Source organism: Victivallis sp. Marseille-Q1083 (genome assembly GCF_903645315.1).
Lineage (GTDB): Bacteria > Verrucomicrobiota > Lentisphaeria > Victivallales > Victivallaceae > UMGS1518.
The window spans coordinates 2,155,131-2,179,798 of sequence record NZ_CAHJXL010000001.1 but is presented as its reverse complement, the minus strand read 5'-3'; the positions used below and the strand labels follow the sequence as shown (position 1 = coordinate 2,179,798).

Here is a 24,668-nt window from a genome sequence, read left to right as displayed (position 1 = left end):
CTGTCCCTCTTATCTTAAGAATAGGACGCCGGCGGCTGGAAATCAAGCCGGAATTCGATCGTCTGGATAAATTTTCGACAAATGAAGAAAAAATGCGGGAAGAAAAAAATTTTTTCTTCCCGCTTCGCTATTCGTCGACAGTCCGAGCACTCCGGTTCCGCTCAGGGCCTGGTCAGAAACACTCCCCAGCAGGCATCCGGCATGCCGGGGTCCACCTCGACATGCGACGGTGCCGCCGCCTTTTTCCACAGCGGCAATTCGGCGGCGACTCCATCGCGGCTGATCGGCAGCCGGAACGCGGTCGCTTCGAAACCGGCCGCCTGCAGCGCCTTTTCCGCCCCGGCCGGCACCGCCGCCCAGACCGTATACCGTTCCGGCGTCAGACCGTCGAGCGTGATTTTCAACGCCGAATTGTGATTGCCGGAATAGGCATAAATCATGATCGCCTCCTGCAGCACCTCCGGCAAAGCGGTAATTTTTGCCGGTCCGTTGAACCCGAACGGCATTCCGGCTTCGGCCGGAATCGGATAGCTCATCGCCCACTGTGCCGTGATGCCGTAAGGCGGCAATTGCAGCGCCTCGGCCATGCAGTAATTCGCCTGGGAATTGGCGGTAACGTAACCGATCCGGTCATCGCTGAACACGACATCATTGGCATGTTGGGCGTGGGCGAAGCGCAAGACCGCTTCGGCATCGGCCGGATCACCGGTTTTCCGGTATTTTTCCAGCTTATAGACCATCTTGAACACCAATTCGACATAATCGGCGTCGGCCTGCAATTTTTCGATCCGCTGCCGGACGCGCGCCTCCGGCTGAGGGGCGGCGGCTTCCGCCCGCGCGGCGTGGATGGCGCCCTTCTTACCCGCCAATTGCGCCATCACCGCCGATTCATCGCTATTTTCGCAGCCGGGAAAATTCAGATAGAGAATCACATCTTCCCCGGTGACCTCCGGACTGAAACGGTGGTCGAACAGCGCCCGGCAGGCTTCAGCATGCTTGCGCATCGCCCCGGCCGCCGTCCCGTAACAGGCCTGATAATAATCCCGGGTCATCGCTTCGACCTCGGCATGCTGCGGATCCCAGATGGCCCGGGAATAGGCGTAGAGATGCGGCGCGTTGCTCCACCAGGATTGCGGATTGGTCAGCAGCAGAAAATGACCGGCCAAACCGATCTCTTCATAATGCCGGAAATCGGCGGCGATGACGTCGATGACCGGATTGTAAAGGTAGCGCTTGATGCAGTCGTCGCCGTAATAGGAAAAGATCGTCACCGCCTCGGCGCTGGCAAGCCAACCCTCCAGCTCCTGCCGGTGGCGGGCATTTTCCATATAATCCTCGGTGATCGGATGGAACTGCGACCGGGTGGTGTATTCGCAGTAGGTCGGCACCAGCGTCGGATAGGTTTCAACCGTCTCCGGCGGTGTCGTATAGGAAATATAGGAGAGAAACTCCAACCTCAAATCTGGCCGCTGCTCGGCGACACTGGCCGCCAGGTGGTTGTAATAATCCAGCAGCGTATCGGTCTTGCTGCGCACCTGGCAGGCTTCGCAGGCGCAATATCCCCAACCGTCCGACGGCCAGACGCCGATCATCTTCACTTCCGGATTGGCGGCGGCGTAATCGACGATCGCCTGGGCATAAGCCGGTATCGAATCGAAATTGGAATAGCAGAGCTGCTCCGGATCGCGTTTGCCGTCCTTGAGCATGAATGTTTCCGGCGCCTCGTCAAAATAGCGTTCGCCCGGATAGAAGTATTCACGCGAATGGCCGCCGATATTCAGGAACATATCGCGATCCAGCAGCATGTCCAGCGCCCCGGCCCGCAGATTGTTGTAATGATTGTTGAACAACTGGATGCCGGTCAGACGGTTTTTGGCCAGCCAGTCGACCAGCTCGGCAAAAAATTCCGCTTCGCAGCGGCCGTGGATGGCGATGCCGCGATATGGAAACGCCGGATTGGAAGTTTCGGCGATGCCGGCCAAATCCGGGGCCGCCGGCCGTTCCGGCCGCGCTTCGACGCCGGGCTCCGGCCATTTCAGCCCGAGCTTCTGGTCGAGAAACGCATAAACGCCATTCAGCACGCCGCGCGGATTCTGCCCGACGATATAAAAATTCCCGTCATCGGCCAGCCAGAGATAGCCTTCCGGTTTCAATTCGCCCAGCAGTCCGGTCAATCTGACCGGATAACGGTCGGGCTGCCGTTCCACTTCTTCGGCAGTCGCCAACCGGAAACGCCAATGCGCCAGCCAGCCGCTCTCGGCCGCCTCATCCAGATAACGCCGCAATTCGCCGGCGGCGAACCGTTCCACCCGTCCGGCGTCGTTCGACGCCGCCACGTCCGCAGCACCGGACGACCACGCGGCGCACATGCAGCAGGCCGCCCCGAACAATCCCGTCAATCGTTTCGACAGTTTCATGAAATCATCCTTTTTTTACCCTCTTGTCTATCACAAAATACGGTTTATTTTCCGTTCATCTCCGGTAAGGCTGCCGGCGGAGCATTGCGCGGCTGCGGCGGTTTCGGCGGCCGCGGCGGCAAGGGACGCCACGGCGGAATGACGACCGTCCCGTAACCGAAATAATACCGCCGGGTCCGGTTCCGATCGATATCCCGTTCCAGTTCGTTCAAGCGGCCGAGCACCGTATATTGGCCGGGAAACTCGGTATCGGTGCCCAGCGCCATGTTGCAGCGGTTGAGCACATTGTAGATATCGGTGATCGAATCCTGGAACTGGGCGTTCAAATTGTTCTGCGCCACGGCGTAGTTGTCGACATTCTGGTAGTAATTGTAAAGCGCCTGGATGTTTTCAAGCGTCCAGACGTACTGCTGCTGCACCAGATTCAAGCGCTGGAACAGATTCAGTTTGCCCAATTCGACGGCGAAAGCGTCGAGATTGCGCACAGTCTGCTGCTGAGCGGCAAAATTCTGCTGCAACTCCGCCAGCGCCTGCTGCTGCCGCGTCAACTGCTCCTGCACGTTCACCAGCGGCTCCGACCAGGGCGGCGATTCCGGTTGTTTCGGTTCGGCGACGTCCGACGGCGCCGCCAGTTGGGCCTGCAAACCTCCGATCTCTCTCCGGAGCGACAACATCTGGAAAAATAAAATCACCGTGCAGACTGCCAGAATGACGATGACCGGGAAAACGAACAGCCAGCCGGCGCGCCCGACGGCGCCGGCTCGCCGCGACGGCAACACCGTCCCCTCGTTGCCGTTGAAATGCCAACCGCAACTCGAACAAACGAAATCCCGATTTTTCTGGTCCGGCTCAATTTCAAAATGCTGTTGACAGTTCGGACAACTTATTTTCATGCTGCATCTCCCGGATTGATCACCCAAAATACATGTGTTATAAATGACACTTTTTTCCGGAAAAAAGCTACCTGATTTTTTAAAAAAATTTGATTTTTCCGCCAAACTTTGCTAGTTTACAGAGAATATCATCCTCAGGAGACGAAGTTATGAAGCAACGATCAATCATTCTGTCGGCGATTCTGAGCGCCGGACTGACCTTATTCGGCTGTGTGGCGCCCCCGGCTGAACCGGCTCCGACCGCCGTCTTTCAAGCCGACCGCGGCCGTATTTTCCTGACCGGCCACGGCAACGCCGCGGAAGTCACCGGTTATCCCGGCACGGCCGTGCCGCTGCTCAATCCCAACGGCACCGTCCTGTTGGTTGACGAAAAGCAGCCGGGACAACTGGGCACGGTGGTCTTTTATGGCCGGCAGGCGGATGGCAGCTATGCCAGAATCGATTTCGACGCGATGGAGCCGACCTTGAAATTGTTCGAAAAAAACAACGTCGATCAAATTAAAACGAATTTCAAAGCCCTGAGCAGCCGGCGCTGGCTGGACAGCGAACGGGTGCTGGTCGAACTCAGCGGCACCCGGGAAGACGGCACCGTCAACGTCGAAGCCTGGTTTCTCATCGAACCGCTGCAACAAAAAGTCAGCCGGGTCCCCCGCCAGTAAACCTCACTCCGCCGAATTATGTGTTTGAAACCGGCGCCGGCTGTTTGCCGGCGCCGGTTTTATTTCATTGGAATTTATGCTGGGAGAGGAACAGATCGATCGCCTGGTGGCAACGGTCCAGCACGGCGGCGTGGTTGATCGGCAGATTGTTGCCGTCAACGGTAAAAAACCAGACTTTCAATCCGACAAATTGCGCCCAGGTTTTCAAATAGCCGGCAACGCCGTCCAGCGGAATGGTTTCCGGCGTATTGTAGACGTTGCCGGAAGCATAAATCACCGCCAGCGGCTTATTGCCGAGCAACCCGGCATATCCTTTTTCCGGGTCGTAGGTAAAACACAGGTTTGGATGGGTGATCAAATCCAGATAGTGTTTCAAGTGATTGGGAATCTGAAAATTCCACATCGGCGTGCTGATGACGTAAGCGTCGGCGGCGGCAAAACGCCCGAACTCCGCCGTAACCCGTTCCCACAACCGCCGCTCCGCTTCATTCAGCGGTTTTCCGGCGCTGACCTTGAACCGCGCCGTCGTGAAGGTCTCATCAAGCGCCACCGGCGGCAATTCGAGCAATTCCACCGTTTCCGCCTGCCAATCGGCATCGGCCTGAAGCAATTGCCGCAAAAAATAATCCGCCAACTGTCTGGAATGGGAACGTTCCCGGCGCGGCGACGCGACCAGATGCAGAATTTTTTTCATAATCATCAACTCCTTTGCCATTGAAAACCCGATACGGTCCGGCCGACAGCCTTTTCCGGACACACGACCATCCTGACGGCCTTCCGGAAATCCACCGACCTTTTTTACTGACAGACGCCGAAAGCGATCTGTTCATCTCCAATGCCGATCCAATTAAAAATCAAAGCGAATTTTCCGACGCTCTCCCCGAAAAACAAACCGGCACTCCCGGAAAATGGTTTTCCGGGAGCGCCGCTATCACTCTTGCGCCATACGCGGTTGAAGGCTCAGTTCTCCTCTTCCGCTTCCGCCTGATGCTTGGCGATGATTTCGCCGGCGACATTGGGCGGCACCTGTTCATAACGGGCGAAATCCATTTCAAAGGACCCGCGTCCCTGGGTCATACTGCGCAATTCGGTGGCGTAGCGCGCCATTTCGGCCATCGGCACCTCCGCATTGACCACCTGCATGCCCTCCTCGACGGTAATGCCGAGAATCCGGCCGCGCTTATGGTTCAAATCGCCGGTGATATCGCCCATATAGGCATCCGGAATGTGAACCGCCACGCTCATAATCGGCTCCAGCAGCACCGGCTTGGCTTTGCTCATCGCATCCTTGAACGCCATGCGGGCGGCGATTTTGAACGCCATTTCATTGGAATCGACCGGATGGTACTTGCCGTCGTAAACCGTCACTTTGACGCGCTCGACGACACAACCGACCAGCGGCCCCTTGGCCAGGGTTTCGCTGACGCCTTTTTCCACCGCCGGGATGAAATTTTTCGGGATGTTGCCGCCGACCACTTCATTGGCGAACTCGAATCCGGCTTCATTGTAGGCTATCCGCAGATACACTTCGGCAAACTGGCCGGAACCGCCGGTCTGTTTCTTGTGCCGGTAATGCCCCTCGCCGCTGGCGGTGATCGTCTCGCGGTACGGGATCTTCGGCGTATTCAGCACCGCCTCGACCTTGTACATATCCTTGAGTTTCCGGGCGACGTTGTGCAAATGCAGATCGCCCATGCCGGAAAGCAGCAGCTCATGAGTCTCTTCGTCGCGATACACCCGGACCGTCGGATCGCATTCGGCGATCTTGTAAAGCGCGGCGGCAATTTTCTCATCTTCGCCGCTCTTGGCGGCAGTGATCGCATAGGACATCGTCGCGTGCGGAAATTCGATGACCGGCAGCGGTTTGACGGCGGCATCGGTCGCCAGCGTATCGCTGACATGCGGCGCTTTGAGCTTGGCCACGGCGGCGATCACGCCGGGACCGATTTCCGGAACGACAGTCTGGGATTTGCCGTTGAGCAGCAGCAGGTTGCCGAACCGCTCCTTCTGACCGGTCGAAACGTTGAACACTTCGCTGTCGGCCCGGAAGCTGCCGGACTGCACCTTGAACAACGTCAACTGACCGATGAACGGATCGTTGATCGCTTTAAAAATCTGGGCGACGCCGGGGCCATCCTCGGAGACCGGCATCGTTTCGCCGTCGGCCAGCGTGATGGTCTTTTTGGCCAGCGGATCGGCGAAAATGGCGATGATATTGTCCATCAATTCGGTGATGCCGATGTCCTTGGCGACACTGCCGGCGAAAACCGGGATGATCCGGCAGGAGAGCACCGCCATCTTCAAGCCGGCCATGATCTCATCGTCGGCAATCGTCTCGCCGCCGAGATAGCGCTCCATCAGATTCTCATCGGTTTCGGCGATCGCATCCATCAGCAGTTCACGATATTCAGCGACGTCATCGGCGATTTCAGGCGGGATATCTTTATCGAACAACACGTTTACCACGCGGGAAAATCCACTTTCCGAGCCGACCGGACAAGTGAGCGGAATGACGACGGTCCGGCCGTGATTTTTGCGCATTTGCTCCAGAACGCGGCGGAAATCAGCGCGTTCGCGGTCAAGGCGATTGATCAATCCAAAGCGCGGAATGCCGCGCAGACGGGAAAATTTCCAGCCGCGGGCAGTCCCCATCAGCGGTCCGTCGACGCCGTCCAGCACGATCAACGCGTTGTCGGCGGCGGCCATCGCGCTCAACGGCTCCCCGACGAACTCGCCATACCCGGGAGTGTCCATGAAGAAGAAATGATGTTCTTTCCAGACGCAGTTCATCGCAGCGGAATAAATGCTGGAAAGTTTTTCCTGCTCGTCCGGCATAAAGTCGGAAACGGTCGTTTTGCTCTCCACGCTGCCGGGCCGGGCGATGGCGCCGGCCTTGTAAAGCATCAACTCGGAAAGCGATGTTTTACCGCTGCCGCCGTGACCGGCGACGACGAAATTCCTGATTTTGGCTGCTACTTTCATGATTCTCCTTACTTCGAGGTTGCAAAGTGTCATGGGTTCATTGGCCTGAAATCCATCCGTCGCGACACAACTCCGGGTGCGGCCGGCAAACGCCGGCGAGGCGGACCCGAGGCCGGATTTTGACCGTCGCAAACGCTCAAAACGCCCGGTTTTCCTTACTAATAGCAGAAGAACAGTCAAATTCAAAATCTTCCTTGGGAAATTTTCTTGTCTATTTCCAAAGTTGTGCTAACTTCTTTTTAAATGAGGCGCAAGCCTCGGCAATTATTTTCAGGAACAGCCATGACCAGTAATTTCAACGCAGCAAATCCGAAATCGTTCGAGATCGTCGGCGAGTCCCATGTCGGACTGGTCCGCAAAGTCAACGAAGACAGTTTCTGCTGCATTCATTATCCGCAGGAAAGCAACGTGCTGGCGGTGGTGGCCGACGGAGTCGGCGGCCACGGCGGCGGCGATCTGGCCAGCAGTCTCTGCTGCCGCCGCATCGCCGAAGAATGGCAGCTCGGCGACGCCGGCAAGATGTCCGATCCGGAGCAATTGAAGAATTTTCTCCGCCAGGCCATCGAACGGGCCAATCTGGACATCTATGAAAAAAACTGCCGGCTCAAACGCCGCCAGCCGATGGGTTCGACCATCGTCGCCGCTGTTTTCACCGCCGATTTCATCGTCTACGCCCACGCCGGCGACAGCCGTTTGTACCGGTTGCGCGAAGGCAGGCTGGAACAGTTGACCGAAGACCATTCGCTGCGGGCGGCGGTGCTGCGCCGGACCCACGGCGAAATCGATCCGGCATCGCTGCCGGCCGCCAACATCATCTGCAAGGCGCTGGGCCCGGCCTGCCGCTGCGAACCGGACCTCAATGCGCTGCCGTACCGGGCGGGGGATCGTTTTCTGCTCTGTTCGGACGGCTTGACCAACCATCTGGACAACACCGAGATCGGCGATATCCTGCGGACGGCAAACACGGCGCGGGCGGCCCTGAATCAATTCATGCGCCAGGCGCTGATCCGCGGCGGCTCCGACAACATCACGGCAATCTGCGTTTTCTGATCATGCCATTGATTTTTACCAGATCATGATGTCACAGGTTCCGTTCCAGTTGACCGACCACCGTGCGCTTCCACCGGATAAGGAAAGAAATAATACTCCTCCTCTTCGCCTTTCTGCCGGGACTGGTCAGTAAATTGAGCGCCCGCTGCCCGGCCGGAACTCCTCCTGCGATGGCCGCCGAACGCCAGCGGCACTCCTTGCCGCAATAATATATAATTTCCCAGGCAGAATAACGTCCCCGGATGGCTCTGCTCTGCGGCCCAACGCAACCATTTGGCCGCTTCGGCCGGATCGGCTTCCGCATCGCCATTGCCGCCCCAACCTGTACTGGTGTTCCAGCCAGCCGGTACTGGCCGACTGCCGCAAACACCGCTCGTAAGAGCTGCTGGAACACAACAGCAAGGCCATTATCACAGTCGCCGGCATTGCCGAAAGTTTCATTTCCGCGCTCTCCTTATCCCGGTTCGTTACCGTCATACCGAACTATCTCCAGGCCGGAGCACTGGAAGTTATTTTTTCTTCCAACAGATAGAAATTAATATCCCCGCCTGTGCGTTTCCAATCCGCCGTCTGCAATTCGTCAGGAATGGCCGCCAAAACTCCATCCTTCCCGGTACTGGAAACCACGGTGATCCAGAAATTGATATCCCGTAATTCTTCCTCTTCCGGTAAATAAACCCAATAGTCATATATTTCCGGCCTGAAATCGTAAGCAGCTTCGTCATCCTCAAGCGCGTCTTCCTCTCCGATTTCATCGAGCGGCATCCTGCCCGCTCCCATAATCTCCATGATTCCTATCGGCCTTCGGCGTACGATCTCGACGGAGGCTTCAGCCGGATACATTTGACCGTTGATACTCCTCAACTGCATTCGGCAATATTCCAACGCTTTTCCGGTAAATGGATCGACCGGTACCGCGTCCAGGAATTCCGGGACCAGTTGCTCCAGCGATTCCGGCCAGGCGCCATGACGGCGGCGATAAAGTTCGACGGCAATTCCAGCCCGGGCGGTTCGCAAACGGGCAAGGTGGCTGGAATAATTCTCAAACCATCTCCAACGATAAGCCCAAGCTGTTTCTCTGGTAACATAATGATATTCCGAGCAATATTCGTCTTCCAGAGCTCTCAGTTTCGTATTGCCCTGATAATATTCCAGCGAGATCAAAGACTTGACTTGCGCCAGGTAATTCTGCAGGGCGGCCAAATCATAATTCCGCCATAAATATTGCTCGAAAAACAACCTCACCGACGGACCGTGCAATCGCCACGGATATTGGAGCGGCTCTTCTTCACAGGAACGACGATCCAGATAAGCATTTACCTGAAAATCAATCTCCTGTATCGCCGCCAGCTTACTTTCCCATTGCCGGCAGGAGGAGAGCGCCTCGGTCAATATAGCTTCATCGGCAATACCGCAATTATTCGCCATTTCCACCAGCAAACAATAGCCACTGATTTGCCACCCTTCGAATTCGATTCCCCAATCGGCAAACGTGGAAAGCTTCCGCAAGGAATCCAGCGCTTTTGCCAATATCGCCGGCCGGTTGTGATAAATCGCTTCGGTTGCCAGCAATCGTTGCCAAATGCTGATGTCGATCAATGCGTTACTCCTTCGGTCACTCTCGGCCAAATCGCAAATTCCGAAAACCGCTCCGTGCTGCTCAGCCTGTCCCAGACCGGCTGCAAAACAGCAGCATTCTCCAGTACCTGCTGAAGTTCGGCGATGTCCTCCGGTGGTGGAATGCTGAAACGATCCCCCGGTTCCCAAGCATCCCGGATCCCCGCCCCTGCCAACTGGCTCGCCAACCAATCCAACTCTCCGGTTTCCGGTCCAGCGGGCGGCGGGCAAAACTCCGCCAGCTCTTCCGGCGAACTGATCATTCCCGCCGCCTTCCAGGCCATGTGGGCCCGCCGGTTCAATAACTTGCCGTAACCCAGAAAGCCAAGCACGGCCACCACAGCCAACAGCACCGGACTGCCGCCGAAGATCAACCAGTTCCATTTCGTTCTCGACCACCTCATTCTTCCACCTCTTTCTGAATTGAACTATTCAAGCTGTTCCTGATTTTCCAGTCCAGTATTCCGGCCGATGGCGGCCCGAACTGCTTCAACCATTCCACCGGATATTTTCCAAACAAATCCAACTCCGCCGTCAGCTCCGCCAGCTCTGAAGCCGAAGCTTCGTCAGCCCGACGCCGAAAATCAGCCGATTCCAGCTCCGCCGGGTCATCTTCATTTCGCTGCCCCTTTTGTTCGGAATGGTCGGCCAAGTTAACGGCCGCAATGACTCTTATTAAAAGAGTATAGCAAAAAATCGGCGAAAAATCCACCGCAAATCTCGTAGCTACCGCGAATTTACGGTAATTTTCAGGCGGCATGGAACACCGGGCCGGATCAACGGCGATCGCAAATTCGATTTTCATAACACCCGGAGCCGCTTCAGCGGCAGACGGCTCCGGTCGCCAAGCCAGGGACGGGATACAAAAAAATGGAAAATAAATGAAAAACAAATTTGAAAAAAGGCAAATTCACTCTAAATTAATGCCTTACGTGCCTCCCTTCATATCGTTTTCCACCGCTCGTGAAGGTGCGCGACAATACGATGCTCAGCCATCAGGTTATTTTGTTGCCTGAAAACCAGGCAGTTGGAAGCCGGATGGCTGCAGTAAAAAGGTTTTCTTAATCGAGTATCATTATTTTACGAATCTGGGAGATTCCATTATGAAAGTCAGAGCATCGGTGAAACGCAGATGCGAGCATTGCCAGATTATCAAACGCAAAGGCGTCGTCCGGGTCATTTGCGCCCGGAATCCGCGACACAAGCAGAGACAAGGCTAACACACAGGAATTTAAGGGTATCATCTATGCCACGAATCATTGGAGTAGAAATTCCGGGCAACAAGCGTGTTGAATATGCACTGCGTTATCTCTACGGCATCGGCCCGGCCAAGGCGCTGGAAATCATCGAAAAAGTCGGGATTCCACGGGAACTCAGAGCGAAGGAAATGACGGACGAACACATCGCCGCCATTACGGTTATTCTGCAGAACGACCTGCTGGTCGAAGGCGATTTGCGCCGGCTGCTGGCCAGCGACATCCGCCGGCTGCAGCAGATCAACTGCTATCGCGGCATCCGCCACCGCCGCAAACTGCCGTGCCGCGGTCAGCGTACCAAAACCAACGCCAGAACGCGTAAGGGCAAGAAGATTACCGTCGGCGCTATCCGCGATAAAACTCAGCGTCGTCTGGCGGCCAAGTAAGCTTTTGCAGGCTTGCTGATCGCCAGCGCGAGATCGACGAGTTCATTTCGGAATTTAAACTAGTTAAGGTAAATACTCTTATGGCTGAAGAATTAAATAAGGAAACTGTCGTGGAAGCGGCGGCCGAAACGGCGGCTCCGGCGACTGAAGTACGTGAAGTCAAGCAGAGAAGCAAGAGCGGCCGGTATGTGCCCAGCGGCATTGCTTTCGTTCTGGCGACGTTCAACAACACCAAAGTGACGTTCACCGATTTGCATGGCAATGTGCTGTGCTGGTCGACCGGCGGCAAGAACGGTTTCAAAGGTTCCCGCAAGAGCACCGCCTATGCGGCGCAGGTGATCGCCGGCGATGCGGCGAAGAAAGCCCAGTTGCTGGGCATGAAGGAAGTCGAAGTCCGCATCAAGGGGCCGGGCGCCGGCCGGGAATCGGCAGTGCGCGGCATTGCCGCCGCCGGGTTGGAAATCAATGCGATCAAAGACATTACTCCGGTACCGCACAACGGCTGCCGTCCGCCGAAACGTCGTCGTGTCTGATGCGGTCAAGATTGATTGTGTACGGATTTGTTGTTAACCATAATCAATGCTGGAGGAAAAGATGAGTGCTGCATTTGGTTTCCCGATGCCCCAGTCCATCGTGACGGACGAAGCTACCGCGACTGATACTTATGCCAGGTTCATTGCGGCCCCGTTTCAGAGCGGATTCGGACATACGCTCGGCAACTCATTGCGCCGGGTGCTGCTGTCTTCGCTGGAAGGCGCGGCCATCTGCGCGGTGCGGATCGAAGGAGCGGCGCATGAATTTGCCGCGTTGCCTCACGTCGTCGAAGATGTGACGGAAATTGTGCTCAATCTCAAGAACGTCCATTTGAATTTGCACAGCGATCAGAGCAAGACGCTGGAAATTCGCAAGGACAAGGCCGGCGCAGTCACCGCGGCGGATATCGTCACCGACGGTACCGTCGAAGTGCTCAATCCGGAGCAGGTTATCTGCACGCTGGACAAAGACGTGCCATTCCGGGCGGAAATCGATATCATCAAAGGCAAGGGTTACCTGCCGGCCGAAAAAATCGCTTCGTCGCGGACGGTCGGCACCATTCCGGTCGATTGTCTGTTCAGCCCGGTGACCCGGGTGAACTACCAGGTCGGCGCGGCGCGCGTCGGCGAAGAAACCGAAATGGACAGCCTGGAGCTTCAGATCTGGACCGACGGCCGTATCAAGCCGCATGATGCGCTGGAAGCGGCGGCGCAGATTCTCAAGGAACACCTGCAGGTTTTCCTCGGCGGCCAGCCGGAAAAGAAAGACGCCAAGGATATGATGACGGAAGAAGAACGTCATCTCTTCAAGCAATTGGCGCAGGACGTCGAAGTGCTTGACCTGTCGGTACGGGCGATGAACTGCCTGAACAATGCCGATATCCGGCTGATCGGCGAACTTTGCACCAAAACCGAGAGCAGAATGCTCAAATACCGGAACTTCGGCAAGAAGTCCCTGGATGAAATCAAAGAAAAAATCGAAAAACTCGGCCTCGGTCTGGGCATGGCGCTGAGCGACACCGTCATCGTGGCGTTGGAAGCGGAAGCCGCCAGAGTCCGGGAAGAGGATGGGGAGGCTAAATAATGCGTCATCGCGTACATACTTTCAAAATCGGTCGTTCCAGTGCGCACCGGCGGGCGATGTTGGCCAATATGATCAACAGCCTGATCGAGCACGGACAGATTTCCACGACGCTGGTCAAGGCGAAGGAAGCCCGCCGGTTCGCGGAAAAAATGATCACCATCGGCAAGAAAAATGACGTGCACCACCGCCGTCTGGCCGTCGCCAGACTGCACAGCAAAGCTGCAGTCAAGAAACTGTTCGATGAAATCGCCCCGCAGTACCAGGAGCGCCAGGGCGGTTACACCCGGATCCTGAAACTCGGCAAACGCCAGGGCGACGCCGCCGAAATGGCGATCCTGCAGCTGGTGGAAGGCAAAGCCGCCGCGGCCGCTCCGGTCCAGGCGGAAGCCGCTCCGGTTCCGGAAGCGGTGGAAGCACCGGCGGAAACGCCGGCTCCGGCTGCCGAATAAACGCCGCCGCTTATAACACCGGAATTCGTTTGAATTCCGGTGTTTTTTTTTACTCTTTGACCTGGATACACGCCAATCAGACAAAAAAAATTGCTCCGGCTGCCTTCGCCGGAGCAATCGGATTGCGGTGCCAGGACCTTTTGGAACGATAGCGGAATATCTCGTCCCGATCGGCCGAGGCCGCTACTCGCCGCCGATAAAATCAATGATGCCGAAATATTCCGCCTGATGGAACGACCAGCCGGCCGGCATCCATGACTGCACTTTACCGGTGCGGTTTTCCACCCGGTGGAAATTACCGCGCCAGACGGTCCCCTCCCGCGGCGGCACACATTTCGCATATTTCAGGTCCGACGGTTTGAGAAACACTTCGGCGCTCCAGCCGGCCGGCGTTTCGGCGGTTTTCACTGTCCAGTCGCCATCCCAACTGTGGCCGCCATAATTCGCATATTCATCGAACCGGTTGCCGGCAAGATCGAAAGCGCAGTGCGCAAAGGCGCCGACGGCTTCGGAATCGGCGGCCGGCTCGACTTCCGGCGCGAACTGCAGCAAGAACTCGATCGCGTCCGGATTCAAATAAACCGGGCTGTCGTGCGGCAGCGGCGCCTGTTCCGGCAACGGTTTCGCCGCCGGCACTTCGAAGGCCAGATACACCCCTCCGTCGGCATAAGCCATCTTCATCGTCACCGGAGCCGGGTCCGGCCGTCCACTGCGGTCAAGCAACTGTATTTCAGCAGCGCCGCGCCATTCCTCCTCGCCGATTCGGCCGTCGAGTTCAATCCGGGCAGCCGCCGGCCGAATCGCCAATTCCGGCAATTCGGCGTTCTGATACTCTTCCAGTATTTCCCGCCAGGTCGCCAACTGCGCGACCGGCAAAGGGTTGCCATGACGGTCGCGCACCTTCGACAACGCTTCGAAGGCCTTGCTGAATCGATCGTAACAGGCCGCGAAACCAGCTCGGTTGTTGGTGGCTCTCTTGTCTTTTGCCGCGACCAGCGCCTCACGCATCTCATTGACCGGTTCCACCGCCTGCGGTCCATACATCATCGCGATCGCAGTGTCATAGGAGCGGACCGCATCGTAAGCGGCCGGATTCCACAGATAATCGCAGGCCCCGAGATAGTAGACGGTCTCCCACGGTCGGCTGCCGAAAACCAGCCCGAGCAGGAAAACAATGCCGCGGTTGTCCTTTTCCATACCGGGATAAAATTCGGTATTCCAGCGCGGCATCGGCGCGAACAGGCCGTTGCTGTTGTCGAAGACGAAAACGTCATGCCCGGGAACCAGTTTTCTGAGCCGCTCCGCATCGGCTCTGGTAATGCGGGGCGAAAACACACTGGAGCCGGTCCATACCAGCATGACCTCTTCCGGCGCTTCGGCCGCCCAGTCGATCAGGTAACGATCCACCTCCGGCCGGCCGATGCCGTGGTCAAACGAATACGGCGCCCCGATCATGCCGAACTGAACATCGGGGAATTCGTCGTGGAGCGCTTCGTAGAGACATTTCATCAAATAGCCATGCGCCCGGCCGACGGAATTGTCGAATTTCTCCGCTTCATCCGCATGATAGAACTCGTAACCGTCGACCCCGCGCGGCGTCGAATCGTCGGTCCCGATCATAAAAATACTCACTCCGTGCTGCGCCATCTTCCGGCAGCATTCAATGAACTCATCGATCTGCTTCCGGTCGGCAATATTGAATTTCGGACCGCCGGCCGGCGTCGCGTAAATATGGAACTGCATCAGGAAGGTCAGCAGATCGGCGTCGCTCATCGCTTTCATATCGCGCATGATCGGCTCCACCTGTTCCCACCATTCCGGCTTGCGCCAGTTGCTGTCGCCCAGCCCGCCGTACCCGCCGATTTTATTGGCGGCCAGGAATTGGAAGCCATCGAGGCTGGCATTGCTGAAATAATCGGAAACGAAACGGGAGGGCCAGACCGGAAAATCATCGACCTCAACCAGATTTTGCCAGACTTGCCCGTCCCTGGCTTCGAGAAGCTGCCGCAGGCTGGCCAACCCATAAAAGATCCCGCGCGCATCGCTGCCGCCGATCGCCACCACCGCTCCGGCCGGGGAATGTTCGATGACCCGGATCGCATACCCCTGCTCCGGCAGCTCCGGCACCCGGTCGCCGAATTTTTCCGCGATGGCCGGATCGGAACACAGACCGACATGAACTTCCAATCGACCGGACGGATGGCCGGGATTTTCCGCGGCCATCTCCTGCAGGGAACGCCGGTAAAGTTTGCGGCCGGCTTCGGCCGCCGGAGACGGGATTTCCGGATGGAAAATGATTTCCACATTTTCCGGTCCAACCGGCATCGCGGCATATTCGGCCAGAATTTTCTGCGGTTCCGGATAAATGCGTCCAATGACGCCGGTGTCCATTCCCAGTGCCAGGGAGCCGATCGCGGCCAGCCATACCCATAAACAGATTTTCAACATGAAGCTCCTCCTCAGGTGTGATGTAAAACGATTTAGCTTTTTTTATTATCGTAGCATTCCCAAATCATTTGTCAAGGCAGTTTATGATGATTTTCAGAGTAAATTTTCGGGACCGTCAGAAAAAACCGGCTTTTTACAATATAAGATATCTTATTAAAGATTAATAAATTATAATTAGATTGCGATTAAGATGTCATGAAAAAAAGATTAATTTTATCGCCGGGGTATTGACTTTTTCCCGAAAATTTGCTAAAATATAATCAATCACAGGTTAAACGTTTTACAAAAACAGTTTTACTCGCCGTAACTAAACCGCTTTTGAAACGGTGAGAACGGCAGGGAAACCAGCCGGCAACGGCCGGTCAGCAATCAGAAGCACCGACAAAGAAAGGATGCCGATTTGAAAAACCGATGGATAAAAGCAGCGACTTTGTTGTTCGCCGGCTGCTGCAGCGTCGCCGGCGGAGAGTATTCCGCCAAACTCGACAACAACGGGGTGGCGCTCCGCCATGTGACGGACCTGTCGCTGTTTTCGCGTTTTATCGTCGTCGAACCGCCGTGGGGCGAGAAATATTTCTTCACCGTCTGGTCGCCGACCGCCGTGGAACGCACCGAACTGCCGGACGGCGCTTACCGGTTGACGATGACCCAGTCCCAACCGGATGACCGCTTCCGCCTGAACGAATATTCGGCCGAAGTGCATGACGACCGGGTGATCGTCCGGCTGGATGGCGAATTGCTGCAGGACATTCCGGCGACGACCGAATATTCGATGATGATGGTACCGGAACTGTTGAGCCGCGACGCCGCCTATGCCGGCCGGAAAGCCGACGGCACGGCGGTCGCCGGCAGAATCGATCCGAACTGGAAAAACTGGGCGGACACGCTGGCGACCGAGCTGGTCGAATTGAAATTGACCAGCCCGCTCGGCACCCTGACCGTCACGGTCGACCGGGGCATGTCGTTCAACCTGGTCGACCGCCGCGGTTTCGGTTTCGATGTCGGCACCGCAACTTCGACGCCGGGTTTGTGGATCGGCAATGAATTGCCGGTTCAATATTCTAAACCGATTCAGCAGCAGTTAACCGTCACGTTCCAACTGGCGGACGAGGTCTGTCTGGCCGAGCCGCTGCCGCGTCTGGCCAATCAGGCCCCCGCCACCGCCGAACCGGCAGTGCTGCTGCCTTATCGATCGGAACTGCCGCTGCTGCCGCAGCCGCACCAGCAGCAGAACACCGGCAAACCTTACCGTCCGGCCGCCGGCGACGCCCTGTATCTGGCCGCAACCGGCCTGGAACCGGCGGCATACGACAAATTGTCCCGGGCGGCGCAACGTATTTTGAATGATGAAATGCAGTTGCACCTTCAAGTGGCTTCCAACGCTTCGTCCGGCGGCATCACCATTCAAATCACCGATACTCCGGTGGATGGCCTGACCGCGCCGGAGCAGGCGGAAGGCTACGCGCTGCGGGTTGAGCCGGACGGCGTCCTGATCGTTTCGCGCAGCGACCGTGGAGCGTTCTACGCCCTGCAGACCCTGCGGCAGCGCTATGACGGCGCCGGGTTCGCCGGCGGCGAAATCGTCGATTACCCGGATCTGGACTGGCGCGGCGTGCTGATCATGGTCGACGAACATTCGCCGGAAGTGCACGGCGAATTGATCCGCAAGGTCCTGGCGCCGATGAAATACAACCAGTTGTACATCGAATGCGAATTTGCTGCCTGGGACGCCACGGAAGCGGTTCGCCAGCCCTGGGCGATCAGTAAGGACGAATTGCGGAAGTTGATCGCCCTGGCCGAGGACAACTACCTGGAAGTCATCCCGCTGTTCCAGACGCTCGGGCACTGCGAATGGCTGTTCAAGAACGGCCGGAACCTGGAGATGGCCGAAAATCCGGCCGATCCCTACGCTTACAACCCCTCGCATCCCGGCGTTTATCCGCTGATGACCGCCGCGCTGGACGAGGTGCTCGAAGTTTTCAACCGGCCGAAATACCTGCACATCGGCCACGACGAAGTCGGCCAGGAGTACAGCTATCCGACCCGGCCGGAAAATATCGCCAAAGGCGGCGCCCAGGTGATCCTCGACGACGTGATGTTCTACTACGATTATTGCCGGAAGAACAACCTGCGGATGATGATGTGGCAGGATATGTTCGCCGCCAGCACCAACTCCAGAGACAGCGCCGGCGACAACGGTTACTTCGGGCTGGGCGATCGCCGGGACGAACTGCCCAGGGATATCATCTTCGCCTTCTGGAATTACGGCACCAACATCAATGAGAACAACCTGCGCAAGCTGCGGCAGGAAGGCTTCGATGTCATCGGGTGCACCTGGTTCGAACCGGATAACATCGCCATGCTGACCTCGATGTGCCGTGACGCCGGCGCGCTCGGCATGATGATGACCACCTGGGCAGGCTATCACGGCTTCGACCGCCTGCTGGAGGACAATTTCCAACAGGTCGCCGCCTATGTTCTGCAGGGGACCTGGGCGTGGAACTGTTCGGCGGAAGCCAACCGGTTCTCGCCCGGCCGGGTGCTCGATGAAATCCTCAATCCCGACGCCGGCAATGCCGCCGCTTCCGGTATCACTTTCGATCTAAGTGAAGTCGCCAACCTGGATTTGAGCGCTGGGAATCAACCGTTCCTGCTCGACCCGCTGCTTGGCTTCGACCGGCTGCCGGAACGCGACTTCTCGCACTGTGACGTCAAGTTCCGGTTACCTGCACGGGACGGCAGGCCGCTGGCCGTCGCGCTGCAGTCGCGCTGCAATCCAAAATTTCCGGACCGGGTCGACGGCATCCAACTGAACTGCCGCGCCAGTCAGTTGTTCTTCCTCCACTCCTGCCGCGATCTCGGCAGGGAAATCGCACCGGGCGCCGTCATCGCCGAATATGTCATCCATTACTCGGACGGTTCGGAAGCGGTCATGCCGGTGCGTTACCGGCAGGAAATCGCTTTGCCGCATGAAGATCACACCCGGGCTCTGCCGTTCCGCCACTGCGTCGACTGGCGGGACGACGACGGCGGGACGGTGAACCTGTGGTACGCCTCCTGGCGGAATCCCCATCCGGAAAAGCTGATTGTTTCACTCGACGTGCGGGCGGTCCCGGAACGCTACCCGTTCTATCTCTTCGCGCTCAGCGCCGCGGAATGAACGGATCAACCGAAAGGAGTAAAAAATCAATCATATCAGCCATGACGGCCGAAGCCTGATTTAAATCACACAAAAAAAACGTTTTCAATCCGTAACAACAAAGGAGATGGTATGATAAATAACTGACGTTCGCGGAATCAGCTTTCTGCGTGTAATTTATGGCGATTAACTTACACGTTTGGAAGCGGACAGGTTGCAGACTGAATGTTTCAATGAGGCGCATCAGAAACGATGACGACCCCGGAAAGGAGATTAGTCAGATCTGTAAACCAGAGCGCCACCGTAGAGAGCGACTGATTAATCGACTACTCTGTATGGGAGGATGGTGAGGCCGTGACAGCAGTTCCGCTTCGATTCGTGAAAAACGAATGGAGGCAGAGAATGATGACAAGTTTTGTTGGAGTGGATTTGCACCGGAACAATTTTACTTATTGCATCCGGGTAAATGGGGAAGAACGGAAAATCGGCAAGTGTGAGATTACCGAACTGAAGGGCTTTGCCGCAATGCTCGGTCCGAACACGGCGATGGCGGTGGAGGCGACCGGAAATACGTTCATGTTTTGCAGCTCGCTGAAAGCTCATGTCGGGCGACTGGTGGTGGTGAATCCATCACAGTTCAAAGTCATCAGCATGTCCACCAAAAAGACGGACAAACATGACGCAAAAGTGTTGGCGGAGTTCCTGGAAAAGGATATGCTTCCGGAGGTAAGAGTGAAAGACGATTTGCAGGCGAAAATTTCAAGTCTGACGCAGACCAGGGAAAAACTGGTTCAGTTGCGTACCGTATTGAAAAACAAAGTCAACAATCTGTTAGCAGCTAACTTCATCGTGCTGAAACGGGAAGAACTGTCCACGGAGAAAGGGCTTTTGAAAGCATTGAGTTATCACTTCGACCCGATCACCGACACGGAAATGCTGGTGGTTGTCGAACAGATTCGCAGTCTGAACAAAAGCATTGAAAAACTGGATAAGGCGATTGAGGATCACGGCAGCAAGATGGACGGCTTCGACAACCTGAAATCCATCAAGGGAATCGGCTCGAAAGGTGCGGCGATCCTGTTGGCAACCATCGGCAATATCGCTGATTTCCGATCGGCAAAGCAGTTGGCCGCTTATATCGGAATCGTCCCCAGAGTGAGCAATTCAAATGACACGGTTTGCCACGGAAGAATCACGAAGAGCGGCAGCAAGATCGCCAGAACCGCTTTGGTGCAATGCGCTTTGATCGCCAAACGCTACAGCCCGTATCTCAATGCCTTTCATGAATCGGTAAAAAGTCGGCGGGGAGGTGCGAAAGCCAATATCGCCTTGGCTCGCAAATTCCTCGATATCGTGTATAGAACATTAAAAAACAATTGGATGTTTGAGAATTTTACTCAATTCAAGCTCGTAAAAAATTGAGTTTTTCTCGACATCGAAGTGGAAATTTATCATGGGAGAAAAAAATGAAGCGTAAACAATTCACACTCATCGAACTGCTGGTCGTGATCGCAATTATTGCCATCCTTGCCAGCATGCTGCTGCCGGCGCTCGGCCGGGCTAAAGCAGCGGCACAGGCCATCAAATGCCTCTCCAATCTCAAGCAGATCGGCACCGGGATCATGCTGTATGCCAACGATTATGACGATTGCATCGTTCCTTATCAGGATGCCGGCGATTTTCCGGATCTCTGGCCGGCGTATCTCTGCCGGGACTACGGTTTTTCCGAAGAGCTTTTCTCCTGCCCGTCCGCGTCGACCTCGAACACCTGGGGCTGGGATGAATCCAACCTGAACTCTTCAAAAACCTACTGGATCACCGACTGGTCCGAAGATGTCAACAAGGGTAACGGATACGGGGCGCCGCAGTTCTGCTCCTACGCGATCTCGGTCCTGACGATGGCCTCCAACAAAGGCGTCGCCCGGCCGATGAAGATGACCAGCCAGCCGGACAACCTCGGTTCGTCCGAAATCGTCATCGTTCTGGAGGACAGCGTCTACAACTACTGGATCAACTGGAACGACGCCAATACCAACCGGATCTGGGACATCGCCACCGACCGCCATCTCGGGAAACAGGGCATGCTGTATGCCGACGGCCATGTGCAGCGCAACCAGCGTGAATACAAGTTCGACGAGCCCAGAACGCATGCGTTCAGAAACCTCGCCGACCTGTACAATTGATTCAATCAGTCAAATCCAACCTTCCAACCAACGGCAATACGCCGGAATCCGGATTGCGGTGACCCCGAAAGTTCCGACCGGATTCGTTGGATCAGGCATGAGTCCGGCTACCGGACTCATGCCTTTTCGCTTGAAGGATATCCTGTTCACTGAAAAACATTCCGGAAGCGTTTTCCGGGTTTTTATTCGTAGCGCAGCGCGTCGATCGGATCGAGCCGTGAAGCTTTCCAGGCCGGATAAAATCCGAAAATAATCCCGACCCCGGCCGATACCAGAAAAGCCGCCACCACCACCACCGGGCTGGATTCGATCGGCCAGCCGAGCTGGTCGTTGATCAGCAATGCCGCACCGTGGCCCAGCAGGATGCCGATGATGCCGCCGGCCAGACAAAGGATGATCGATTCAACCAGAAACTGCTGCAGAATGTCCCTCGAACGGGCGCCGACCGCCATTCGCAAACCGATTTCGCGGGTGCGCTCGGTGACCGATACCAGCATGATGTTCATGATGCCGACACCGCCGACCACCAGCGAAATCAAGGCGACGCCGAGCAGCAGATTGGTCATCAACGTCGAGGTGCCGCTCAGGGTGTTCATAAATTCCGTGGAATTGCGGATATGGAAATCATCCTCGTCGTCCGCTTTCAGCCGGTGCCGCTCCCGCAGCAGTTTGGTCAGTTCGTCGATCGCCTGGTTGACTTTTTCCGGCGTGGTGGCCGTCATCATGATCAAGTCGATCTGAACGAATTTCGGGATCAGCAGGGTATCGTCCTCGAGGGTGTCGGCCTGTTCCGGATAGAAGGCGACGCCGGTCGCCGGATACAGCGCGCTCGGAGAAGTGGAAGCCGTACTGGTCGTGTTGGTGGCGGTCCCGGTCTTCAGCCCGGTGAGCCGGGTGCGAACCGTCGTCCACGGCGCCAATACGACATCGTCTTCGTCGGAACCCATCATATTGGCGCCCTTGGAGGCCAGTACGCCGATGATTTTGAAGGTGACATTTTTGATGCGGACTTCACTGTCAACCGGCGATTCGCCTTTGAAAACTTCGCGGACGATGGTTTCGCCGACCAGGCAGACCCGGGCGCTCGAGGAGACTTCGCGGTCGGTGAAGGTCCGGCCTTCGCCGATCTGCCAGTTGCGCACCGTCAGGTAATCCGGCGTCGTGCCGACAATTTGCGACGGGGTCCAATTTTCCGCGCCGAAAACCAACTGGCTGCCGGAGGCGTTGACCACCGGGGCGGCCAGCGCAACACTCGGGCATTCGCGGATGATCGCCTGGCAATCGTCCGGCGTCAGCGACATCGCGCTGCCGACCGCCGAACGGACGCCGCCCGGCGGACGGGGCACCCCCGGCAGCAAGGTAATGGTATTGGCGCCCATCTTTTCGATGGATTGGCGGATCGCCGTCGACGAGCCGTTGCCGATTTCCATCATCGTGATTACCGCGGCGATGCCGATGACGATGCCGAGCGTCGTCAGCAGCGCCCGGGTCGGATTGCGTTTCAAGGCCCGCAGGGCAATGAATATCGTGCTGTATACGGTCATTATGCCGTCTCCTCCTATTTGCCGAAAGCGCCGCTGGCCAGCAGCCCGTCGTGGATGTGGATGACGCGGCGGGCGAAATCGGCGACTTCGGTGGCATGGGTCACCAGAATGATGGTGATGCCGTCTTTGTTGAGTTCATCGAACATCGCCATCACCTCTTCGCTGGTGTGCGAATCCAAATTGCCGGTCGGTTCGTCGGCGAACAGTACCGGCGGATGGTTGATCAGCGCCCGGGCGATGGCGACCCGCTGCTGCTGGCCGCCGGAAAGCTGGGACGGATAGTGGTACATCCGTTCCGCCAGCCCGACCCGGGTCAGCATTTCGATGCCGCGCGCCTTGGCTTCCCGGCCGGAAAGCGAACCGGCCGTATAGGACAACGGCATGACGACATTGTCCAGCGCCGTCGTTCGCGGCAGCAGATTGAAGCTCTGAAAGACGAAACCGATCTGCCGGTTGCGGACCATCGCCCGGCGGTCGCCGGAGAGCCGGCCGACCTCCTGGCCGTCCAGATAATAGTCGCCGCTGGTCGGGCGGTCCAGACAGCCGAGGATGTTCATCAGCGTGCTTTTGCCGGAACCGGACGCGCCCATCAGCGCGACGTATTCGCCGCGTTCGATTTCCAGCGTGATTCCTTTCAGCACCGGCACGTCTATTTCCCCGAGGAAATAGGTTTTTGTGATATTTTTCAGTTCAATCAGACTCATTTTCAACGCCTTCTCGATGGCGGCTTCGGCAGGAACGGACTGGTGGAGTTGCCGCCGGCATTGTCGGTCGCCGCACTGACCACTTCCGTCCCGGTGACCACCTGCATGGCTTCCTGCAGTTCCCCGGCGATGACCTCGGTGGCGATGCCGTCGTTCAAGCCGACTCTGATCGTTACCGGCCGGATCTGTTCCTGTTCAAGCACCCAGACCACCCGCTCGCCTTCGCCGGGCTGGAAATTCCGGTATTGCGGCGGAACCATTTCATCCTCCGGGGAGAAACGCAATGCCGCGTTGGGAATGCTCAAAACATTTTCACGCTGTTTGAGGATGAATTTGACATTGGCAGTCAGATACGGCAGCAGTTTGCCGTCGGAATTGTCGGTGCCGACTTCGACGACATAAGTGACGACGTTCTGCGACATCGTCGCATTCAGCCGGATTTTCTGGACGACGCCCTGGAATTCCACATCCGGAAAGGTGTCGACGGTAAACGTTACCGGGATGCCCGGCTCGATCTGGCCGATATCGGCTTCGTTGACCGAGACCCAGACCTGCATTTTCTTCAAATCCTTGGCGATCAGAAACAGGCTCGGCGTATTCATGCTGGCCGCCACCGTCTGACCGATGCTGACCCGGCGGTCGATGATGACGCCGTCGACCGGCGAGGAAATCACGCAATAACCCAGATTGCGGTTGGCGCGGTTCAACGCCGCTTCCGCACCGGCCAGCGAGGCGTTGGCCTGTTCGAGCGAGGCTTTGCTGACCGCCAGGGCGGCAACTGCGGCGAAATAGGTCGAGCGCGCGTCGTCGTAATCGCTCTTGGCCAGCACGCCGGAAGGCTGCAGTTGCTGGGCGCGCTCCCAGTTCAGCTCGGCCAGGTCGAGCTTGGCCTGCGCCTGTTTGATATTGGCTTCGGCACTGACGATATTGGCCCTGGCTTCCAGCTTCTGCGCTTCATACTGCCGGGCTTCCGCCTCATAGAGCGAATCGTCGATGCGGGCCAACACCATCCCGGCCGTGACGGTCGAACCGTAATCGACCGATTTGCCGTCGGTATCGAGCCCGAATTCGGTAATCATGCCGCTGATCTGGGAACCGACGTTGACCAGCTCTTCCGGTTCGACCGTCCCGGTGGCGCTGATCGTACTGGTCAAAGTCTGCCGTTCAACGCGGTCGGTGCGGAACACCGTGCGGCTCTTCGGCGTGAAACAGATTTTATAAGCCCAAATTCCGCCGGCGGCCAGTACGGCGAGCACCACTACTCCCGACAGAAGTTTCCAGAATTTTTTCATGTCGCTGTGCAATCCTTCTTAAATTATATTGA

22 protein-coding genes are annotated in these 24,668 nt (G+C 56.9%); 11 read left to right on the top strand and 11 right to left on the bottom strand.

What is annotated here, in order from left to right; all coding sequences use genetic code 11:
- Positions 1-161: 161 nt before the first annotated feature.
- On the bottom strand, positions 162-2,417 hold the full coding sequence (locus HWX74_RS08880; RefSeq protein ID WP_176013198.1) for a DUF4838 domain-containing protein: 2,256 nt from the start codon (positions 2,415-2,417) through the stop codon (positions 162-164).
- A gap of 44 nt (positions 2,418-2,461) precedes the next feature.
- Complete coding sequence (locus HWX74_RS08875) at positions 2,462-3,310, bottom strand: hypothetical protein (RefSeq protein WP_176013197.1); 849 nt, start codon at positions 3,308-3,310, stop codon at positions 2,462-2,464.
- Between the two features lie 149 nt (positions 3,311-3,459).
- On the opposite strand from HWX74_RS08875, the gene HWX74_RS08870 reads away from it, so the two are divergent.
- A complete protein-coding gene (locus HWX74_RS08870; RefSeq protein ID WP_176013196.1) occupies positions 3,460-3,969 on the top strand; it encodes a hypothetical protein in 510 nt (169 codons plus the stop codon).
- 64 nt (positions 3,970-4,033) lie between these two features.
- On the opposite strand, the gene HWX74_RS08865 is transcribed toward HWX74_RS08870, so the two are convergent.
- The gene (locus HWX74_RS08865) at positions 4,034-4,663 is read right to left on the bottom strand and encodes an FMN-dependent NADH-azoreductase (protein WP_176013195.1); all 630 of its coding nucleotides are present in this window, start codon (positions 4,661-4,663) and stop codon (positions 4,034-4,036) included.
- A gap of 266 nt (positions 4,664-4,929) precedes the next feature.
- Positions 4,930-6,951: an elongation factor G gene (fusA, locus tag HWX74_RS08860; RefSeq protein WP_176013194.1), complete on the bottom strand. Its 2,022-nt coding sequence runs from the start codon at positions 6,949-6,951 to the stop codon at positions 4,930-4,932.
- A gap of 282 nt (positions 6,952-7,233) precedes the next feature.
- On the opposite strand from fusA, the gene HWX74_RS08855 reads away from it, so the two are divergent.
- Positions 7,234-8,001 (top strand): PP2C family serine/threonine-protein phosphatase, encoded by a 768-nt coding sequence (locus HWX74_RS08855; RefSeq protein ID WP_176013193.1) that lies wholly within the window; start codon positions 7,234-7,236, stop codon positions 7,999-8,001.
- 483 nt (positions 8,002-8,484) lie between these two features.
- Here HWX74_RS08855 and HWX74_RS08850 read toward each other — a convergent pair whose 3' ends face one another.
- Genes HWX74_RS08850 through HWX74_RS08840 form a run of 3 tightly spaced genes read right to left on the bottom strand, consistent with a single transcriptional unit; the run spans position 8,485 to position 10,423 of the window.
- Complete coding sequence (locus tag HWX74_RS08850; protein ID WP_176013192.1) at positions 8,485-9,600, bottom strand: hypothetical protein; 1,116 nt, start codon at positions 9,598-9,600, stop codon at positions 8,485-8,487.
- Entirely contained in the window at positions 9,597-10,022 is a 426-nt protein-coding gene (locus tag HWX74_RS08845) for a hypothetical protein (protein ID WP_176013191.1), read from the bottom strand. Before HWX74_RS08845 ends, HWX74_RS08850 begins: the two co-directional genes overlap by 4 nt.
- Entirely contained in the window at positions 10,019-10,423 is a 405-nt protein-coding gene (locus tag HWX74_RS08840) for a hypothetical protein (protein ID WP_176013190.1), read from the bottom strand. The genes HWX74_RS08845 and HWX74_RS08840 overlap by 4 nt, the downstream gene beginning before the upstream one ends.
- 76 nt (positions 10,424-10,499) lie before the next feature.
- Between HWX74_RS08840 and HWX74_RS20490 the strand changes: the two genes are divergently transcribed.
- From HWX74_RS20490 to rplQ, 6 genes are all read left to right on the top strand, one after another.
- The gene (locus HWX74_RS20490; RefSeq protein ID WP_303048099.1) at positions 10,500-10,634 is read left to right on the top strand and encodes a hypothetical protein; all 135 of its coding nucleotides are present in this window, start codon (positions 10,500-10,502) and stop codon (positions 10,632-10,634) included.
- A gap of 87 nt (positions 10,635-10,721) precedes the next feature.
- Positions 10,722-10,838: a 50S ribosomal protein L36 gene (gene rpmJ / locus HWX74_RS08835; protein ID WP_176013189.1), complete on the top strand. Its 117-nt coding sequence runs from the start codon at positions 10,722-10,724 to the stop codon at positions 10,836-10,838.
- Positions 10,839-10,864: 26 nt separating this feature from the next.
- A complete protein-coding gene (gene rpsM / locus HWX74_RS08830; protein ID WP_176013188.1) occupies positions 10,865-11,260 on the top strand; it encodes a 30S ribosomal protein S13 in 396 nt (131 codons plus the stop codon).
- A gap of 80 nt (positions 11,261-11,340) precedes the next feature.
- A complete protein-coding gene (gene rpsK, locus HWX74_RS08825; RefSeq protein ID WP_176013187.1) occupies positions 11,341-11,793 on the top strand; it encodes a 30S ribosomal protein S11 in 453 nt (150 codons plus the stop codon).
- A 61-nt stretch (positions 11,794-11,854) separates the two neighbouring features.
- Positions 11,855-12,877 (top strand): DNA-directed RNA polymerase subunit alpha, encoded by a 1,023-nt coding sequence (locus HWX74_RS08820; protein WP_217704902.1) that lies wholly within the window; start codon positions 11,855-11,857, stop codon positions 12,875-12,877.
- Entirely contained in the window at positions 12,877-13,326 is a 450-nt protein-coding gene (rplQ, locus tag HWX74_RS08815; RefSeq protein ID WP_176013186.1) for a 50S ribosomal protein L17, read from the top strand. The genes HWX74_RS08820 and rplQ overlap by 1 nt, the downstream gene beginning before the upstream one ends.
- Positions 13,327-13,509: 183 nt before the next feature.
- On the opposite strand, the gene HWX74_RS08810 is transcribed toward rplQ, so the two are convergent.
- Positions 13,510-15,774, bottom strand: coding sequence for a beta-N-acetylglucosaminidase domain-containing protein (locus HWX74_RS08810; protein WP_176013185.1), 2,265 nt, complete (start codon positions 15,772-15,774; stop codon positions 13,510-13,512).
- Between the two features lie 400 nt (positions 15,775-16,174).
- Between HWX74_RS08810 and HWX74_RS08805 the strand changes: the two genes are divergently transcribed.
- From HWX74_RS08805 to HWX74_RS08795, 3 genes are all read left to right on the top strand, one after another.
- Positions 16,175-18,934 carry a glycoside hydrolase family 20 zincin-like fold domain-containing protein gene (locus tag HWX74_RS08805; RefSeq protein WP_176013184.1) on the top strand — a complete coding sequence of 920 codons (2,760 nt, stop codon included), beginning with the start codon at positions 16,175-16,177 and terminating at the stop codon, positions 18,932-18,934.
- A 384-nt stretch (positions 18,935-19,318) separates the two neighbouring features.
- On the top strand, positions 19,319-20,335 hold the full coding sequence (locus tag HWX74_RS08800; RefSeq protein WP_176014518.1) for an IS110 family transposase: 1,017 nt from the start codon (positions 19,319-19,321) through the stop codon (positions 20,333-20,335).
- 44 nt (positions 20,336-20,379) lie between these two features.
- On the top strand, positions 20,380-21,096 hold the full coding sequence (locus tag HWX74_RS08795; protein WP_176013183.1) for a type II secretion system protein: 717 nt from the start codon (positions 20,380-20,382) through the stop codon (positions 21,094-21,096).
- A gap of 182 nt (positions 21,097-21,278) precedes the next feature.
- Here HWX74_RS08795 and HWX74_RS08790 read toward each other — a convergent pair whose 3' ends face one another.
- Genes HWX74_RS08790 through HWX74_RS08780 form a run of 3 tightly spaced genes read right to left on the bottom strand, consistent with a single transcriptional unit; the run spans position 21,279 to position 24,636 of the window.
- Positions 21,279-22,640 carry an ABC transporter permease gene (locus HWX74_RS08790; protein ID WP_176013182.1) on the bottom strand — a complete coding sequence of 454 codons (1,362 nt, stop codon included), beginning with the start codon at positions 22,638-22,640 and terminating at the stop codon, positions 21,279-21,281.
- Between the two features lie 14 nt (positions 22,641-22,654).
- Positions 22,655-23,344 (bottom strand): ABC transporter ATP-binding protein, encoded by a 690-nt coding sequence (locus HWX74_RS08785; protein ID WP_176013181.1) that lies wholly within the window; start codon positions 23,342-23,344, stop codon positions 22,655-22,657.
- Between the two features lie 2 nt (positions 23,345-23,346).
- On the bottom strand, positions 23,347-24,636 hold the full coding sequence (locus tag HWX74_RS08780; RefSeq protein WP_176013180.1) for an efflux RND transporter periplasmic adaptor subunit: 1,290 nt from the start codon (positions 24,634-24,636) through the stop codon (positions 23,347-23,349).
- Between the last annotated feature and the right edge of the window lie 32 nt (positions 24,637-24,668).